Source organism: Sphaerisporangium dianthi, from assembly GCF_042654065.1.
GTDB lineage: Bacteria > Actinomycetota > Actinomycetes > Streptosporangiales > Streptosporangiaceae > Sphaerisporangium > Sphaerisporangium dianthi.
Map to the genome: position 1 here is coordinate 13,087 of NZ_JBHSFP010000046.1, position 17,358 is coordinate 30,444.

The window sequence follows — 17,358 nt, forward strand, 5'->3', positions numbered from 1 at the left end:
TCTGGAGACCCCTCATGCAACGACCACGACGACTACTCCACATCCTCACCGCTTTTCTGCTGTTATTTTCGTTCACAGCGGTGCCGGCGCAGGCCGCGGCCCCGCTGTTCAAAGTGCTGCTGTTCAGCAAGACGGCGTCCGGCGCGTACCGGCACGACTCCATCTCCGCCGGCATCACGATGTTCCAGCAGCTGGCCGCCGACAACAACTTCCAGCTTGACCGCAGCGAGGACTCCAGCGTCTTCAATACGGCGACGCTGAACACCTACGACGCCGTGATCATGCTCCAGACCTCCGGCATGGTCTGGGACAACGACTCGCAGCGCGCGGCCGCGCAGGCGTACGTGCGCTCGGGCCACGGCATCGTCGCGATCCACAACGCCACCGACATGAACATCGAGTCGTCGTTCCCCTGGTGGGACCAGACGGTGCTGGCCGGCGCCCACATGACCGCGCACTCCTCGATCGTGCAGGGCACCGCCAAGGTCGCCGACAAGGCGCACCCCTCGACCAAGGGGTTGCCGGACCGGTGGACGCGCACCGAGGAGTGGTACAACTTCGACAAGAACATGCGCGGCAGCGTCCACGTCCTGGTCACCGCGGACGAGACGACCTACGACGCCGGGTCGAGCAAGATGGGCGCAGACCACCCGATCTCCTGGTGTCACAACCCTGAGACCGCCCGGGTGTGGGCCACCGCGATGGGCCACAACGCCTCCTCCTACTCCGAGCCGTTGTTCAAGCAGCACGTGCTCGGCGGCGTGCAGTGGGCGGCGGGCGTCGCGCCCGGCAACTGCGGCGGCACCATCGCGTCCCGGTTCCAGAAGGTGACCCTGGACGGCGCCCCCGACCAGCCCATGGAGCTCGACGTGGCCGCCGACGGCACCGTCTACTACATCTCCCGTTCGGGCAAGGTGAACGCGATTCCCTCCGGCGGGTCGCCGCGCACGATCGGCACCCTGTCGGTGTACGACGGCGGCGAGGACGGCGGCATCGGCATCGCGCTCGATCCGAACTTCGCCACCAACCGCTGGATCTACCTCAACTACTCGCCCTCGAATGGCGGCGAGGTCAACCGGGTGTCCCGGTTCACGCTCAACGGCACGTCACTCGACATGTCGAGCGAGAAGAAGATCATCGAGGTCCCGGCGTATCGCAACGTCGACGAGCCCGGTCACACCGGCGGCTACCTGGCGTTCGGCCCGAACGGCAACCTCTACATCGGCCCCGGTGACGACACCAACCCCAACGGCTCCAGCGGTTACGCGCCCATCGACGAACGGTCCGGCCGCGAGCACTACGACGCCCAGCGTTCCGCCGCCAACACCAACGACCTGCGCGGCAAGATCCTGCGCATCCACCCCGAGTCCGACGGCACCTACACCGTCCCCTCCGGCAACCTGTTCGCGCCCGGGACCGCCAAGACGCGTCCCGAGATCTACGCGATGGGCTTCCGCAACCCGTTCCGCTTCTCCGTCGACAGGGACACCGGCTGGATCTCGGTGGGTGACTACGGTCCCGACGCGGGTTCGGCGAACTCCAACCGCGGGCCCGAGGGCACCGTCGAGTGGAACCTGATCAAGGAGCCGGGCAACTTCGGCTGGCCCTACTGCGTCGGCAACAACATCCCGTTCAACGACTTCAACTTCTCCACCAACACCTCCGGCTCGAAGTTCAACTGCTCGGCGCCGGTCAACAACTCGCCCAACAACACCGGGCTGACCAACCTGCCCGCGGCCAAGTCCGCGACCATCTGGTACAACTACCACGCCTCCGCCGAGTTCCCCGAGATCAACTGCTGCGGCGGCGCGGCCCCGATGGGCGGCCCGTTCTACCACTACGACGCCAACAGCGCCTCCGACCGCAAGTTCCCGGAGTACTTCGACAAGACGCCGTTCTTCTACGACTGGAGCCGCAACTTCGTCAAGGAGCTGCGCCTGGACTCCTCGGGCAACCTCCTGAAGATCAACCCCTTCGTGGCGCAGCTCGCCCCGCACGCGCCCATCGACATGAAGTTCGGCCCGGACGGCGCCCTGTACTACGCCGATTGGGGCAACGGCTTCGGTCACAGCAACACCGACGACGGCGTTTACCGGGTCGACTACCTCGGAGGCACCGGAGGCAACCGCGCCCCCATCGCCAGGGCGACCGTCAACCCGGACTCGGGCAGCGCCCCGCTGACCGTCACGTTCTCCTCCACCGGCTCGTCCGACCCGGACGGCGACGCGATCACCTACGCGTGGGACTTCGGCGACGGAGGAACCTCCACCAGCGCCAGCCCGTCCCACACCTACACCGCCAACGGCACCTACAACGCCAGGCTGACCGTACGGGACACCGGCGGGAAGACGGGCACCATCACGGTGGCCGTGGTCGTCGGCAACACCCGTCCGACGGTCACCTTCGGGGCCCCGGCGGAAGGCGGGTTCATCAACTTCGGTGACACCGTCGCCTACACGGTGAACGTCACCGATCCCGAGGACGGCACGGTCGACTGCTCGAGGGTGACCGTGATCACCGCGCTCGGCCATGACTCGCACAGCCATGACACCGGCCAGTTCAACGGCTGTTCCGGGACCCTCACGACCACCGCGTCCGGTCACGACGAGGCGTCCAACGTCTACTACGTCCTGATCGCCGAGTACACCGACGCGAGCGGCCTGAAGACCAGCACCGGGATCACGCTGCAGCCCAAGCACAAGCAGGCCGAGTTCTTCACGGGCTCGTCGGGTGTCTCGGTCGTCGACCAGAGCGGAGCGGAGGGCGGCAGGCGCGTCGGCCAGATCTCGGGCGGCGACTGGGTCTCCTTCACTCCGATGAACCTGACCGGGATCGACTCGGTGTCCTTCCGCGTAGCGGCGCAGTCCGCCACCGGCGGCTCGATCGAGCTGCGCTCGGACTCGCCGACCGGGGCGCTCATCGCGTCCAGTTCGGTGCCGAGCACCGGCGGCTCGAACACCTACCAGTCCCTGCCGGCGGTGGCGGTCACCAACCCCGGTGGCACCCATAACGTCTACATGGTGTTCCGGGCACCGACGGCGAACGCCTTCGACGTCGACTCGATCACCTTCAACGGCGCGGGCGTCGGGCAGGGCGGCGGCAACACCGGCGGCCCGCAGAGCGGGCGCACCTACACGCTGACCGCCGGGCACAGCAACAAGGTCGCCGACGTCAGAGGCCAGTCGACCGCCGACGGCGGCGCCGTCATCCAGTGGACGGCCGGCGGTGGCGCCAACCAGCAGTGGAAGGTGACCGACGCCGGTAGCGGGACGTTCACCCTGGCCGCCGTGCACAGCAACAAGTGCATGCAGGTCGCGAACGCCTCGACCGCCGACGGCGCCCTGATCCAGCAGTGGGGCTGCTCGGGCGCCGCCAACCAGAAGTGGCGCTTCGAATCCACCGGAACGACAGGTGTCTACCGCGTCATCTCGGCGAACGGCGGCAAGTGCCTGGACGTCCCCAACGCCTCCACGGCGAACGACGTCCAGCTCGTCCAGTGGGCCTGTAACACCGGCACCAACCAGCAGTGGAAGTTCACTCAGGTCGGCTGACCCACGCCCCGGCGCCCGCCCCCGCGGGCGCCGGGGTCTCCCCTTCGAACCGCTTTCGGCGGGCCGTCCTTCGGGACCGGCCCGCCGACGCGTTCCCCGAACGCGGCGTCATCCCGAGCCGGCCGGGTCAAAGGCGGCGTAACATCCCAGGTCAGCGTGGCAGAGCGCCTGGGCGTCACGTCACAGATCCGTAAGAATCAATGAACGCGCGCCGCTGTAGGGTCGCGGAGTGATCGAAAACTCCGACGTGAACGATCGCCCGGCGGAATTCTCCCTCCCTGGCGGACGGGCGCACGGGAAACGGAAGAGCCTCGGCCGCGCCGGCTCTCCGGCCGCCGGAACCGGTGAGCGCCGGACACGGCGCCGCGGCTTCCCGTCCGCCGGCCACGGGAACGAGGCGGGACGATGCTTTCCCGTCCTGATCTGAGCGGTCTGAACAGCCGGGCCGAAAACGTCGTGCGGGGCGTTTCCCGGCGTTTCACCAGCGGCCTGCACTCCGAGCGAGTGGCCGCCCAGCTGGGGGTGTGGCTCGGAGCCGCCTTCACGGTCGCCTTCGCCACCGGGCTGATGAGCCATTTCACGCAGCATCCGCCGGCCTGGCTGCTGTGGCCGTCCCGGCCGGTCAACCTGTACCGGGTCACGCAGGGCCTGCACGTCATCGGCGGGCTGGCGACGATCCCGCTGCTGCTCGCCAAGCTGTGGACCGTCTACCCGAAGCTGTTCCAGTGGCCGCCCTTCCGGTCGGCGTCCCACGCCGTGGAACGCGTCCTCGTGCTCGTCCTGGTCGGCGGTTCGCTGTTCCAGCTGGTCACCGGGCTGCTGAACATCTCCTACGCGTATCTGTGGCCGTTCTCCTTCACCGCGGCGCACTACTGGACGGCCTACCTCGTCTACGGCGCCCTGGTCATCCACGTGGTCAACGAGTGGGCGAAGGTCCGCGCGCGGCTGTGGACGCGGGAACGGGTCGAACCGGACGCGCCGGGCAGGCGCCGGTTCCTGGCCACGGTGGCCGCCGCGTCCGGGGTCACCGTCCTGGTCACGGTGGGCGAGACCTACGCGCCGCTGGCCCCGTTGGCCGTGCTCGCCCCGCGCGCCCCGCACATCGGCCCGCAGGGCATCCCGGTGAACAGGTCGGCCGCCGCCGCGCGCGTGACCGAGGTCATCGGCGATCCGGCGTACCGGCTCACGGTGACCGGCGCGGTCCGCGCCGAGCTGTCGCTGACCTACGCCGACCTGGTGCGACTACCGCAGCACACCGTGCGGCTGCCGATCTCCTGCGTGGAGGGCTGGAGCGCCGAGGCCGACTGGACCGGCGTACGCCTGCGCGACCTGCTCGCCCGGGCGGGCGTGGCCCCGGACGCCGTGGTCATGGTCGAGTCGCTGGAGCGGGGCGGCGCCTACCGGTCCAGCCAGGTGCGCTCGCCGCACTGGAGCGACCCGCTCACCCTGCTGGCCCTGCGGCTGGGCGGCGCACCGCTCGCCCCCGACCACGGCTACCCGCTCCGCCTCATAGCGCCCAACCGGCCGGGAGTGCTGCAGACCAAATGGGTCACGAAGGTGGTGGTCTCATGAACGAGCCGGACGGAAACTCCCGTGGTGCGGCGAGCGCGCCGGACGGAACCTCCCGTGACGTCGCCGGCGAGCCGGCACGGGCCTCCCGCACCGGTCCGGGCCGGTGGCGATGGGCGGGGTACGGGGCCGGTGGCGCACTGGTCGCCGTCGGGCTCGCCGGCCTGGCCGTGGACGCCCGGCGCACCGATCCGCTCGGCTGGGCCCTGTGGTTCGGCGGGCTGATCGCCGCGCACGACGGTGTCGTGGTGCCGCTCGTCATGACGGCCGCCGTGCTCGCGGGCGCGGTGCGCGAGCCGTACCGGTTCTGGGTCCGCGCGGCGCTCGGCGTGGCGGCCGTGCTCTCGCTGGTGGCGGCGCCCATGGTGCTGGGCATCGGACGGCGGGCCGACGACCTTTCTGTGCTGCCGCTGGACTACGGGCGCAACCTGCTGCTCGTCCTGGCCGTGATCGCGGTCGCCGCCGCCGCGGCCATGGCGGCCGCCCGGCTCAGGAGCCGGGCGGCCGAGCGGGCCGAAGATCGGGACGGCGGACGGCCGGTGCGCGCCTGGAGCCGGCGAGGCGGGCGCTGAAACGGCCCGGCGCCGCGCCGCGAGGGGTGTTCTACGATCGGAGGCGGCTCCTGCGACCCGAGGAGAGAACATGACCGAGGCCTCCGTCACCCGACCGCACGTCGTGATCTTCGATGTGAACGAGACGCTCATCGACATGGAGCCGTTGCGCGGCCGGTTCGAGGAGATCGGCCTTCCCGGTGAGGCGATGAGCACCTGGTTCGCCGGCGTGCTGCGTGACGGGTTCGCGCTCACCGCGGCCGGCGCTTATGCCGACTTCGCCTCCATCGCCGCCGACGTGCTGAGGGACCTGCTGGCAGGCAGTGATTCCGGCACCGACGCGTCGGTCGGCCACGTGCTGGGCGCCTTCGCCGAGCTGCGCGTTCATCCCGACATCCCCGGCGGGATGCGGCTGCTCCGCGAGAGCGGCATCCGGCTGTTCACCATGACCAACGGCGCCGCGGCGATGACCGGGAGCATCCTGGCTCGTGAGGGGTTGCTCGACCTGGTGGAGGCGACGCTCGACGTGAGCGGTCCCCGGGTGTGGAAACCGGCCCGCGGCGCTTACCACTACGCGGTCGGCAAGGCAGGGGTGCGGCCGGACCAGGCGGCCTTGGTGGCCGTGCACCCCTGGGACGTCGACGGCGCCCAGCGAGCCGGGCTGACCGGGGCCTGGCTGGACCGGCGCGGTGTGCCCTACCCGAAGGTGATGACCGCCCCGCACGTCTCCGCGCCCGACCTCGTGGCGCTGGCCGCCCAGTGGGCGGAACGCTGAGGGACCGGCCGCTGAGAGCCCGGCCGTGACCAACGGAAATCGGGCACTCCCGTTCGTGACGAGAGTGCCCGGTCCTGTCGCCTTCCGCCGCGATCAGCGGCGTGCCGGCGCGAGGCCGCCGGTCAAGAAGCGCCGCAGGTCAGCGCCGGCGTGGCGGCAGTGCCGTTGGCGATGAAGCCGAACTCGGCCGTGGCGCCGGCGGCGAGCTTGCCGTTCCAGCTCTCGTTCTTGACCGAGACATTGGCTCCGGAACCCGAGCGCACGCCGCCCCACACCTGGGTGATCGACTGGGAACCCGGCCAGCTCCAGGTCACCGTCCACCCGTTGATCGCGCTGCTGCCGGCCCGCACCGTGACCGACGACTGGAAGCCGCCGCCCCAGGAGTTCACCGTGGTGATCGTCGCCGCGCAACCACCCGGCACCGGCGTCGGCGTGGGAGTCGGCGTCGGGGTGGGGGTCGGGGTCGGCGTGGGTGTGGGTGTGGGTGTGGGGGTCGGGGTCGGCGTGGGGGTCGGGGTCGGGGTCGGCGTGGGTGTGGGCGTCGGGGTGGGAGTGGGGTTGGTGTCGGTGAGGGTGGGGGTGGTCCAGTCGCGCCATTCGGCCAGGTTGCCCTGGGCCTTGGAGTGCATTCTGATGGTGCCGGCGGCGCTGCCGGTCTTCAGCAGGTATTTCTGGATGTTCTGCTGCAGGGGAGTGCGCCACTCGGTCCGGTTGGCGCAGTGGTTGCCGTCGGTGACGTCGGACCAGTAGGTGATGTTGGCCCCGGCGCCGAGGGCTTTGTAGACCTCGGCTCCGCCCAGGGCGGCGACGCCGGCTGATTTGGGGCCGAGGTTGACGATGTGCGGGTTGTCCATGATGAACAGGCCACGGGGGGCGACCATGGCGACCATTTCATGGGTGTCGACCGGCAGGCGTGTGGGGCTGCTGGTGAAGGAGCCGAACGCGTCGCCCAGCCAGGGCTGCTCGCCGTAGGCGCTGCTGAGGCTCTGGGCGCCTTCGCCGGGGATGCCGCGGAAGATGGGCACGCCGGCGCTGCCTGACTCGATCGGCATGGTCAGGCCGATGCGCTGGTCGAACACGCCGACGACGAAGGCGCCTTTGCCGAATCGGGAGCAGCCGGTGACGCCGATGTCGGCGCGCAGGATGGTGCCGCCGGACTGTTCGATGACGTCGATGATGCGGCTGACGCCCCAGGCCCACGCCATGAGCAGTCCGGTGCTGCTGTTGGAACCGTAGATGCTGTAGAAGGCGCCCTGTTTGTTGTTTCTGGGGGTGCCTTCCTTGCCGACGGCGTAGGGGTCGTAGGTGATGGTGGCGGCGCCGGCCGCGCGGATGGAGGCGGTGTCGGCGCCGAATCCGCCAAGGACGACGACGGCGGGGAAGGGGCCGGTGCCGCTGGGCAGCTGGACACCGGCCGAGAAACTGGAGCTCTTGCCGTTGTGCGAGACGTTGACGGTGATGGTGCTGCCGGAGACGGTGCCGGTGACGCTGGCGGGCTTGCCGGGCTTCTCACCGTAGACGAACTTCTCCGACAGCTTCTTGATCTCCTCGCGACGGCAGCGCCAATCGCCCTTGGTGGAGATGCGCGTGCCGTTCAGTTTGGTGAAGGGGTCGGGGAGCCGGGAGACGGTGGGCAACGATCCGGTGTCGGGAAGAGCGGGGACCGGGCAGTCGGCGCCCTCGTCTTCGACTCCGTTCGCGGCCGCCGCGACGGCCGCGGGCACGGCCGCGGCGGGTACGGCCGCCGGGGGCACGGCGGCCTCGGCGGCGACCATCGTCCCCGCTCCAGCGATCGCGAGCGACGCCGTCACCGCCAGCGCGACGACCGCCGAGCGCATCCTAGAGCGGCCCGAGTTGATGACCACTGGGGCTCTCCTTCCGGGGAGGATGACGGAAGCGACGATCCTCGATCGATGATCACGGATGTCGAGTACGTCCCAGAGTCAAGAATGATCTTGCTGAGTGTCAACACCGCTTCGGTGTGGCGGATTCTTCTCGCTGGTCATCGGTCGGCGCCCGCTGAATGTAGATGCAACCGATCACGGCGAACCGCCGATTTTTGCGGGCGGCAGGGGAGTTCGGCCCGCCGTCGCACGATCCGGGCTCGCGTCGGGACGCAGAAATGTTTCAGGCCCCGTATCCCGGACTCGATGCGCGTGGCGCGGAGCACCGGGCCGGTCCCTGTGGAGGCCCGGTGTCCGCGCGCAGGATGCCTGGTAGAGGGGGCGAGGATCGCTCTCCTCCGAAGCGGAGACACGATGAAAGTATCGGCTGGTTGCCGAAACTCAAGGATCACGCCGAATCGATTTCGCCGGATCTTCGATAGGAGAAGACGATCGAAGGCCCGGCGGTCCCGCATGTACAGAAAGGACGCCGTCCTCGCTCTCGCCCCTGGATGGAGAATGGGGCGTGGTCGCCGCCGATGGCCCGAATTCATCGAGATTCCGCCTCGAAAATTGCGGCCTGCCGTCGGCCGGAGCGGCCGGGCGCCCCGGAGGTGTATCGAGATTTGCGGCGTCCGGTCACCGATGCGAGGCAGGACCGGCGGCGCCGGCGCGCGCGGAGCGGCGCCTCAGCCCCGGGTGAGATGCCGGTCATCGACCGGAGGCGGTGAGGGGACGGCCGGCGCGTCCCAGAGGTGAACGCCGCCGCCGGCCGCACACAAGGATCGAATAGGGCCGAAGCTTCACGACGCCGGTGCCGTGCGGCATGACAGAAACGCCCCCGCACCGATGGACGGCGCGGGGGCGCCCCTTCGCCCCTGTCCGGCGAGACGCGCCGATCGGTTCAGACGGTGATCTTTCCTGCGCCGGCGCCCGCGGTCACGATGGACTTGACGTTGGCCGCCGGGTCCTTGCTGTAGGAGTAGGGAATCGACGCGACGGAGCCGCCCTGCTGGCCGCTGCCGGAGCCGGTGAAGTAGTTGTCGCGCGCGACCAGGGTGCCGGGACCGGAGTCGCCCTCGCCGAGGTGGAACGGATCTTTGGTGTTCTCGAAGTAGTTGCCCTCGACCAGCACGCCCGCGCCCTCCGTCGAGGCCACGCCGTACGAGCCGACGCTGCGGTAGAAGTTGTTGTAGACGTGCACCGGGTTGCCGAAGCGCACGCGGGGGTGGCGCTGGTTGGTGCCGTCGAAGTAGTTGTGGTGGTAGGTGACGCGCAGGTGGCCGCGGTCCTCGCCGCCGTTGTCGTCGCTGTGGCCGAGCAGCATGGTCTTGTCGTGGCTGAACACGCGGTTCCAGGAGACGGTCACGTAGTCGCTGGCCCGCTTGATGTCGATGGCGCCGTCGTAGCCGTTGGACAGGGTGTTGTGGTCCAGCCACACCCGGGTCGAGTACTGGACGTTGATCGCGTCGTCGTCCCAGTTCCGGAAGGTCAGGTTACGGATGATCACATTGGAGGCGTTGGCGACGTTCAGCCCGCAGCCGGCGATGGTCGCGCCGGAGTTGCCGAGGATGGTCTTGTTGGAGCCGACCTTGATCATGCCGGAGCAGGAGATGGTTCCCGACACCCGGATCACCGCGGCGTTGGTTCCGCTCGCCGCGCTGCTCAGTGCCGAGGAACTGGTCACCGTGGTGGCGCCCGCGTTGCCGCCGCCGGTCGTCCCGCCGCCCTGGGTCGCCCATCCGACCAGACCGGTGGGGTTGCCGGGCGTCGGGGTCGGCGTGGGCGTCGGAGTCGGAGTCGGCGTGGCCGTCGGGGTGCGCGTCGGAGTCGAGGTCGGCGTGGGGTTCGGGGTCGGCGAGCCGGTGACCGAGCCGTTGCAGGTCACTCCGTTGAGGGTGAAGGAGGAGGGAACGGGGTTGGAGCCGGTCCAGCTGCCGTTGAAACCGATCGAGGCGGACGCGCCGCTGCCCAGGGCGCCGTTGTAGTCGACGTTGTCGGCGGTGACGGTGCTCCCGCTCTGCGAGTAGGTGGCGTTCCAGCCCTGCGTCACGGTCTGCCCGGCGTCGAAGGACCACTTCAGCTGCCAGGCGGTCAGCGGGTCGCCCAGGTTGGTGATCGTGATGCTGGCGCCGAACCCGCCGCCCCACTGGGATGCCACCGCGTAGGAGACCTGGCAGCCGGCGGCGGCGGAGGCGCGCATCGCCGTGAGCCCCGTCAGGAGCAGGAGGGCGGTGGTCGTGCCGGTGAGCACTGCCAGCCATGGTCGTCTTGTGCGCATCTCGCGCTCCTTTTTCGGTCTCGCGCGTGAGTGGGGAGAACGGGAGTTCCGGGCGCTCGACGGCGCGGGGCCGCCGGACTCCGCCCGCCCACAGCAGGGCGACGACGGAACCGCGAAATTATCCGTGCGTGGATGCGCGGGCAATAGGGCAGGTTCCGCCCGGCGCGCTTGTCCTCACGACCAGCGATGACAGTCAATTGTGAGCGCCAACATAGTGAAACTTTCGGACGGCGATCTTCGACGTCCATAGCGGCGTCCCGCCGCGCGTCACAGGGCGCTGGACGGCACGAAGACGTCGAAAAGGGGCCTGGTCGCCGACCGGTCGCGTTCCTTTTCCGGGGTTATGCCATCGCATAAGGTGTCCCGCGAGACTGCGGCGATATGTTGATGAACGCCCTCGATCGAGCGGCCCGACGGTGAGCGTCCGCCCCCGTTTGGGGCGGGCACCGCCGGGCGGCCGGATCAGGAGGCGGAGGAGCCCCAGTCCAGCAGCGACTCGGCGGTGGAGAAGCGGCGGCTGGAGACGTCCTCGCCGAGGATCACGCCGACCAGGCGGCGCCCGTCGCGGTCGGCGGCGAAGGTCAGGCAGTATCCGGCGGCGTTGGTGAACCCCGTCTTCACGCCCAGCACGCCCGGCTCGCCGAGCAGATGGTTGGTGTTGGTCCAGGTGTAGGCCCGGTGCTGGGCCGTCTCGCCGACCGAGTGGCTCTCGGTCGAGGTGACCTTCGTGAACGTCGCGTCGCGCAGCGCCGCCGCGGCCAGCCGGGCCTGGTCCTGGGCGGTGGAGTAGCCGTCTCCGCCGGGCATGGGCAGCCCGTCGGCGTTGACGTACAGGGTGTCCCGCAGGCCGAGCCGCCTGGCGGTGGCGTTCATCTTGGCGACGAAGCCGTCGACCCCAGGGCCGTAGGTGCGGGCCAGAGCGTGGGCGGCGTCGGCGCCCGAGGGCAGCAGCAGGCCGTAGAGCAACTCGCCGACCGGGACCCGGTCACCGGGGCGCAGGTCGGCGCTCGTGCCGCCGTGGTCGTCGGCGTAGCTCTCGTCCGCGCGGGTGATCTGGACCGTGTCGGTCAGCCTGGCCTCGCGCAGGACGACGTAGGCGGTCATCACCTTGGTCAGGCTCGCGATCGGCAGCCGGTCGCCGGCGTTGTCGTCGAGCAGGGCCTTGCCCGTCGAGGCGTCGAGCAGGTACGAGGCGCGCCCGTAGACCTCCGGCTGCGGGCGCGCCACGCCGGCCTGGGCGATGGCGGCCTGGGCGGTGGCGGTCGTCGCCGGAGCGGTGTGGGCCGTCGCCGTCGCGGACTGGGCGAGCGCGGGGGAGGAGAGCCCTGTGACCAGGGCGAACACGGCCCCGCAGATGCCGGTGATGACGTTGCGTTCACGCACGAGCTTCAGGCTGCCATGCCGTTGTGAGTGGTTTTATCCCCCTTTAAGGAAAACGATCGTCATTTTTACGGGCGGGGAGGTTCGTGTGGCTGCTTTGGCGCATGGGGCGCCCCACCGGCACACCCGAGCGCGGCACGGGGTCACGCGGCGGCGAGAGCGCGACGCCGGTGTGGGCACGAAGCCCGAGGTAAACCTGTTGTAGGTGGGATGTTCGGAAGCTGACACTTCTGTCATGTCCGAACCCACGTTCCCGCTCGTCCCGGAGGAGATCCTCACGCGGCTGGACCAGCCCGGTCCCTGGAGCGAGGAGTTCTTCGACGAGTACTTCGACGCCATCGGGCGGTTGCGTGAGTCGCTCGACGGCCCGGCCGCCGTCCTCGGCCTGGCCGGGAGGCTGTGGACGGATCCCGACGAGAAGATGCGAGCGATCGGCTTCGACCTGCTCGCCATCGGCTCACCCGAGGTCTCCTGGCAGCTCACCTCGCTCATCGAGGCCGCCGGAGCACTCGATCTGCGGACGGCCGGCGAGAATCTCCGCTGGTCCGCCGCCCATGCGCTCGGAGTCGCCGATGACGAGCGGGCGCTCGCCCCCCTCCTGCGCTTCGCTCGCGACCCCGACTCCGACGTGCGCTGGCAGGTGGCCGCCGGAGCCTCGCCGAGCGATCTGGATCTGCTCCCCGACGAGGCGGTCGAGGTGCTGCTGGGTCTCATGCGCGATACCAACCCCGACGTCCGGGACTGGGCCACCTTCTCGCTCGGCGTCCAGGCCGAGAACGACACTCCCGAGATCCGCGAAGCTCTCGCCGCGGCCCTGGAGGACCGGCTGGGGGACACCGCCGGTGAGGCGGCGGTGGCGCTCGCGAAACGTGGCGATCCCCGAGTGCTTCCCGTGCTCGAGGAGAGGCTCGCCGGCCCGGACGTCGGGAACCTCTACGTGAAGGCGGCGGAGGAGCTCGGCGATCCTCGGCTCCTGCCGCTCCTGCGACGGCTCAAGGAACGCGGCTGGGACGTCGAGACCTCGGACGCCCTCCGTCTCGACAGCGCGCTGAAGACCTTGAACGGACCGCCTTCGGCGTGACCGGCCGCCTCTTGGAACGGCCGGTCCACGCAGGGACTCAGGGGGCGCCGAGGAGGGTGCGGATGCGGTCGCGGAGGGCGGCCGCCCGGGTGGAGAGCGCCTGGAGGGTGGTGGTCTCGGGGTCGGGCGGGGTGGGGGCGCCGAAGGTGAGCAGGCCGGTGAGCTCGTTGAGTATGTCGGCCATACGCGTGAGGTCGGGGACGGTGAGGGAGGGGTCGGGGAGCGCCTCGGCCAGGGGGATGAGGAGGGCGGCGGCCTGGGCCGCCGCTCGGCGTTGCAGGAGCTGCTCGGCCCCCGGGTCGGGGTTGTCGGGATGAATGGAGGTCTCGTGGTGGCGCTTGGACAGAGCGGCCCAGGTGGCGGCGGTGTCCAGGCGGTGATCGCGGCCGGTCAGGTGGGCGTAGACGATCCGGGCCAGCTCGGCCGCCTCGACGCTGGGGGCCGAGTCGGGGCCGCCGAAGGTGAGCAGCCCCAGCAGGCGGGTCAGCATGTCCGCTATGCGTTCCAGGTCCGGGACGGTCAGCGACGGGTCGGGCAGCCCGCGGGCCATGGGGAAGACGACGGCGGCGGCTTCGGCCGCGGTCGTCCGCTGCAGGAGCTGCTCGGCCTTCGGATCTGGATTGCCCGGGTTGAAGGAGACTTCGTGGTGGAAGAGGGATTCGCCGGTCCAGGAGGCGGCGATGTCGAGCCGGTGGTCGCGGTCGGTCAGCCCGCCGTAGAGGCGGCGGACCAGCGCGGCGGCCTCGCTCGCCAGGCGCGTCGTGGGTGATCCGAAGGCCAGCAGGCCGGTGAGGACGGCGATGCGCGAGGCCAGGAGCGCGCGTTGCGCGTCGTCCGCGCCCGGCCGGGTCGCCAGATAACGCAGGATCTCCCAGGCGTTGTCCGCCGCCGCGCGCTGCACGGGGACGTTTCCGGGATGCGCGGCCGAGGCGATGCCGAGCCACATCTCGGCCGTCGTCCGCAACGGCTCGATGGTGATGCCGGGATTGACCGCGATGACGTCCAGGAAATGGGCGACGCCGTTCTTCGTCGTCCGCAGGGCGTCGTCGTAGCGGCCCTTCTCGAACAGGGAACGGGCCCGTTCGCCGAACGCGGCGATCGTGTCGAGGTCCCACTGCGGGCACGCGGCCGAGTTGCCGGTGCGGACCGGGTGAACGGGATTGCGGTAGTCGAGGACGAGCGGCGTCCGGCACTCGCCGGGGTTGAGGATCTCGATGTACCCGTCGTGTCCGTTCGGCGAGCGCAGATGCGGCCCGTCGACGAGCCGGAGCCGCTGGGAGAAGTCCGGCAGGACGTCGCCGTCCTTCGACAGGACCCGCGCCTGGTACTTGTCGCCTTCGGTTCTCAGGACGAACGTGAATCTCGGCCCGTCCGGGGCGTGGAAGGTGTACTTCTCGCCGTACTCCAGCTCGCCCGGGTAGGAGTTCTGGCCGAGGGTGCGCTGCCGGAAGGTCTCGAAGTCGATGCCGACGGTGGTCGCCTCGACGGCGTAGAAGAAGCCGGCGTTCTCGGGGGCCACGCCGAACAGGGACTGCAGGTCAATTCCGTTGGAGACCGGCGCCCGGAAGGCGGCCACGTAGAAGCCGAGCGGTCCGATGCCCGGCAGGTCGGCGTTCAGGTTGAGCACGTACCAGGGCCCCGCGGGCGAGACGCCCGTGGCGTTCAGCCACCTGTCGGGGATGCGCAGGTTGGCCCCGCAGGCGAACCCCTCGTGCACCCCGGTGTTGACCGGACGGCGCTTGTCCTGAACGTCTGGGTAGCGGTCGAACCGGATGAGGTCGGCGAACGTCACGTCGGCCTGGGTCGGGAGCAATGCCGTCGACTGGGCGATGGCGACGCCGTTGCTTCCCGTCGCGATTTGGACGTGCTCGTCGCTGCCGTAACCGCTGTTGAGGAACATCCCGCCCGCGCTGACCACGAACGACGGCGACTTGTAGTAGATCTCGACGCCGGGGTCGGTCTCCTCGCCCAGCGTGAATGTCGGACGGCCGCCCTGGAAGAAGACATGCTGACTCGCCGGGTAGGGCGTCAGCGCCAGCAGGTAGGCCGCGGCCGGCGGCCGGTAGGAGGATGTCCCCGCGATGAGCGCCTCGGGGACCCAGCCGTTGGGAAACCACTGGGAAGGCTTTCCCGAGGCCTCGGGAAAGCCCAGATACATGAGGAAGAAACCGGTCTGCGGGTGCCCCTTGTTCGCGTAGAGGTCGTTGAAATCCCAGACGTCGGGCCGGTTGAGATTCTCCTTCTGCCGGCGGAAAGGGCCCACGTGCCGCAGCCGGCTGCTGGAGACGGCGAACTTCACCGCGGCGAAGTCGAGCAGGTTCCGCGCCCCCGTCCTGATGGCGAAGTCCTTCGAGAACTCGTACAGGTTCAGCAGCGCGTGCACGGACAGTCGCTGGTAGCTGCGCGAATTGAACTCCATGAAGTCATGCTTGGCGATCTTGTGCATGAAAGTGAGCAGCCAGTCGGTCAGCCCGTTCTCGAGGCTGTTGTGGATCGGCTCGCCTGTGCGCTCGAACAGCGCCTGGTTCACCAGGAACCGGCACGACTCCATCATCAGCTGGTGGTTCTCGGTCTCCGCGCCGAGGAAACTCATCCCGCCGCCGGTCACCAGGTGGGTCTCGGTCGTGATGTCGTGGCCGCCGTAATGCCCCTCAGGGACCAGTTCGTCGATGATGTGGGCGAGCTGGCCGGAGGACAGGAGCGCCGAGTAACGCCCGGCGACCGTCATCAAGCCCTTCAGGGTCATGTCGTAGTCGCCGTCGGTGCCCATCTTCTTGACGACGATCGCACGCAGGCACAACGCCACCAGGATGCCGCTGCGCGGCCGTCCGGGGCTGCGATGCGCCGGATCGCGCGTCATGCGGTGCAACAGGGCGAGCAGATGGAACGTGACATCCTCGCCGTCCGGCACCGCCCTCCAGTCGAGCGGGCGCGTCCGCAGGTAGTGCTCGGCCACCGCGTCGAGACGGTCGCCATGCGCGGCGAACGCGTGCTGGGGCGTTTTGTCGACCGCGGGCGGATCGAGCCACACGTCCAAGGCGCGAAAGACGAACGGGACCCGCGCCTGGAAGACGCGGCCGGCGAAGTCGGTGATCCGGATCCGATACGGCCGCGGCGTCCCCGGAGTACGCGGGCCGACCCCGCCCCGGTCAGGATGGAACCGGGAGTAGCCCGAGCTGTAGCCGTCGAAGGCCCAGCGGAAGGCGTCCAGATCCGTCGGCCTGACCCATGAGCCGAACTCGGGATCGGGGTGCTCGCTGTCGGCGGGCGTCGCCTCGAAGCGCGTCTCCATGGAAATGGTGCCCGGGATGTGCCCCCAGTGCACTTCGACGGACTCGCCGGTCTGGTGCGCGACGATCGCCATCTGCGGGCCGATCAGCGGGAAGGTCGTGATGACGCCGTGCTCGAAGGTCTGCGTGCGCGCCCCGTCGCCGCCGTCGGACTCCGTGTCGATCGGACGCCCGAGCGGGCCTTCGAGGCCGCCGAAAAGCTGCCACCGGTCGGCGATCGCGCCCAGGACGGCCGGGTCGCCGGGGGCAGGGGTGCTCGCCGCGCCCACGGTCAGGTGGACCGGGCCGGTCCACCCCTGCCGGCTCCGCTCGGAACCGACCAGCGGATTGTCACATCCCTTGACCTGGAACGCGTATTCTCCGAACGCCGGCAGGTACAGCCACTGCCGCCCCTTTTTCGATTCATGGATCTTCATGTTCGCGTGCCCGTGCCCCGCGAACGGCGCTCCCGCGTCTCGCCGGTACAGCATGTCGAACCGGAAATAGTCGTAATGCAATTCTGATTCCGGCAGCAGGGCCCACTCGAAGCACGCCTCGTTCCCGAGCCGGAAGACGCTGATGACCATCTCCTGGCCGGGCATCCACGCTATCTCCCCGCGCTCGAACGGCTGTCTCCGGCCGCGAGCGCCGTCCCGCAGATCCGTTTCCGGCCCCACCGGACAGCCGAACGGGCCGTTCTCGGCCCCCAGCGCATTCCATCGGTCTCCGACCAGCCCGCCGACAGCGAAGGCACAGCCCATGACGACTCCTCGCAGACGAATTCCCCGTGCTGCCGAGTATGCGGCAGAAGATGCGCCCGCACCCGATTGTTTCTTGTCGCCGGTTCACCGAGTTTCCCTAGTGAGAACCACGCTCTGCGATGGCCGGCTCGGTCCGCGCATCGCCTGCCGGATGCGCGGCCGGTGTGCCGGCGCCCGTCCGGCGGTCGGGGGCGGGCATATTCGGGAAACCGGCCGGTGATCGCGCAGGTGGCGGCCTATGCTGCGGATCGCGAGGG

At 69.7% G+C, this 17,358-nt stretch carries 9 protein-coding genes; 5 read left to right on the forward strand and 4 right to left on the reverse strand.

The window, feature by feature from the left end:
* The first annotated feature begins 80 nt into the window (after positions 1 to 80).
* The 4 genes from ACFO60_RS37240 to ACFO60_RS37255 all read left to right on the forward strand — a co-directional run bounded on the left by ACFO60_RS37240 (position 81) and on the right by ACFO60_RS37255 (position 6,446).
* Complete coding sequence (locus tag ACFO60_RS37240; protein WP_380850924.1) at positions 81 to 3,551, forward strand: ThuA domain-containing protein; 3,471 nt, start codon at positions 81 to 83, stop codon at positions 3,549 to 3,551.
* A 405-nt stretch (positions 3,552 to 3,956) separates the two neighbouring features.
* Entirely contained in the window at positions 3,957 to 5,123 is a 1,167-nt protein-coding gene (locus tag ACFO60_RS37245) for a molybdopterin-dependent oxidoreductase (RefSeq protein ID WP_380850927.1), read from the forward strand.
* A complete protein-coding gene (locus tag ACFO60_RS37250; RefSeq protein ID WP_380850930.1) occupies positions 5,120 to 5,692 on the forward strand; it encodes a hypothetical protein in 573 nt (190 codons plus the stop codon). The genes ACFO60_RS37245 and ACFO60_RS37250 overlap by 4 nt, the downstream gene beginning before the upstream one ends.
* A gap of 70 nt (positions 5,693 to 5,762) precedes the next feature.
* The gene (locus ACFO60_RS37255) at positions 5,763 to 6,446 is read left to right on the forward strand and encodes a haloacid dehalogenase type II (RefSeq protein WP_380850933.1); all 684 of its coding nucleotides are present in this window, start codon (positions 5,763 to 5,765) and stop codon (positions 6,444 to 6,446) included.
* Between the two features lie 122 nt (positions 6,447 to 6,568).
* Here ACFO60_RS37255 and ACFO60_RS37260 read toward each other — a convergent pair whose 3' ends face one another.
* The 3 genes from ACFO60_RS37260 to ACFO60_RS37270 form a co-directional block, all read right to left on the reverse strand.
* Positions 6,569 to 8,311, reverse strand: coding sequence for a glucuronyl esterase domain-containing protein (locus ACFO60_RS37260; RefSeq protein WP_380850936.1), 1,743 nt, complete (start codon positions 8,309 to 8,311; stop codon positions 6,569 to 6,571).
* A gap of 922 nt (positions 8,312 to 9,233) precedes the next feature.
* Entirely contained in the window at positions 9,234 to 10,610 is a 1,377-nt protein-coding gene (locus tag ACFO60_RS37265; protein ID WP_380850939.1) for a pectate lyase family protein, read from the reverse strand.
* Between the two features lie 462 nt (positions 10,611 to 11,072).
* Positions 11,073 to 11,993 carry a D-alanyl-D-alanine carboxypeptidase family protein gene (locus ACFO60_RS37270; RefSeq protein ID WP_380850942.1) on the reverse strand — a complete coding sequence of 307 codons (921 nt, stop codon included), beginning with the start codon at positions 11,991 to 11,993 and terminating at the stop codon, positions 11,073 to 11,075.
* A 232-nt stretch (positions 11,994 to 12,225) separates the two neighbouring features.
* On the opposite strand from ACFO60_RS37270, the gene ACFO60_RS37275 reads away from it, so the two are divergent.
* A complete protein-coding gene (locus ACFO60_RS37275) occupies positions 12,226 to 13,071 on the forward strand; it encodes a HEAT repeat domain-containing protein (RefSeq protein ID WP_380850945.1) in 846 nt (281 codons plus the stop codon).
* Positions 13,072 to 13,108: 37 nt separating this feature from the next.
* Here ACFO60_RS37275 and ACFO60_RS37280 read toward each other — a convergent pair whose 3' ends face one another.
* Positions 13,109 to 16,942: an LGFP repeat-containing protein gene (locus ACFO60_RS37280; protein ID WP_380850948.1), complete on the reverse strand. Its 3,834-nt coding sequence runs from the start codon at positions 16,940 to 16,942 to the stop codon at positions 13,109 to 13,111.
* Positions 16,943 to 17,358: the final 416 nt, after the last annotated feature.

Bases quoted from the DNA above. Each gene is read 5' to 3' on its own strand.
- ACFO60_RS37265 (WP_380850939.1), bottom strand. From the start codon at position 10,610: ATGCGCACAAGACGACCATGGCTGGCAGTGCTCACCGGCACGACCACC.
- ACFO60_RS37255 (WP_380850933.1), top strand. From the start codon at position 5,763: ATGACCGAGGCCTCCGTCACCCGACCGCACGTCGTGATCTTCGATGTG.
- ACFO60_RS37250 (WP_380850930.1), top strand. From the start codon at position 5,120: ATGAACGAGCCGGACGGAAACTCCCGTGGTGCGGCGAGCGCGCCGGAC.
- ACFO60_RS37280 (WP_380850948.1), bottom strand. From the start codon at position 16,942: ATGCCCGGCCAGGAGATGGTCATCAGCGTCTTCCGGCTCGGGAACGAG.
- ACFO60_RS37245 (WP_380850927.1), top strand. From the start codon at position 3,957: ATGCTTTCCCGTCCTGATCTGAGCGGTCTGAACAGCCGGGCCGAAAAC.
- ACFO60_RS37275 (WP_380850945.1), top strand. From the start codon at position 12,226: ATGTCCGAACCCACGTTCCCGCTCGTCCCGGAGGAGATCCTCACGCGG.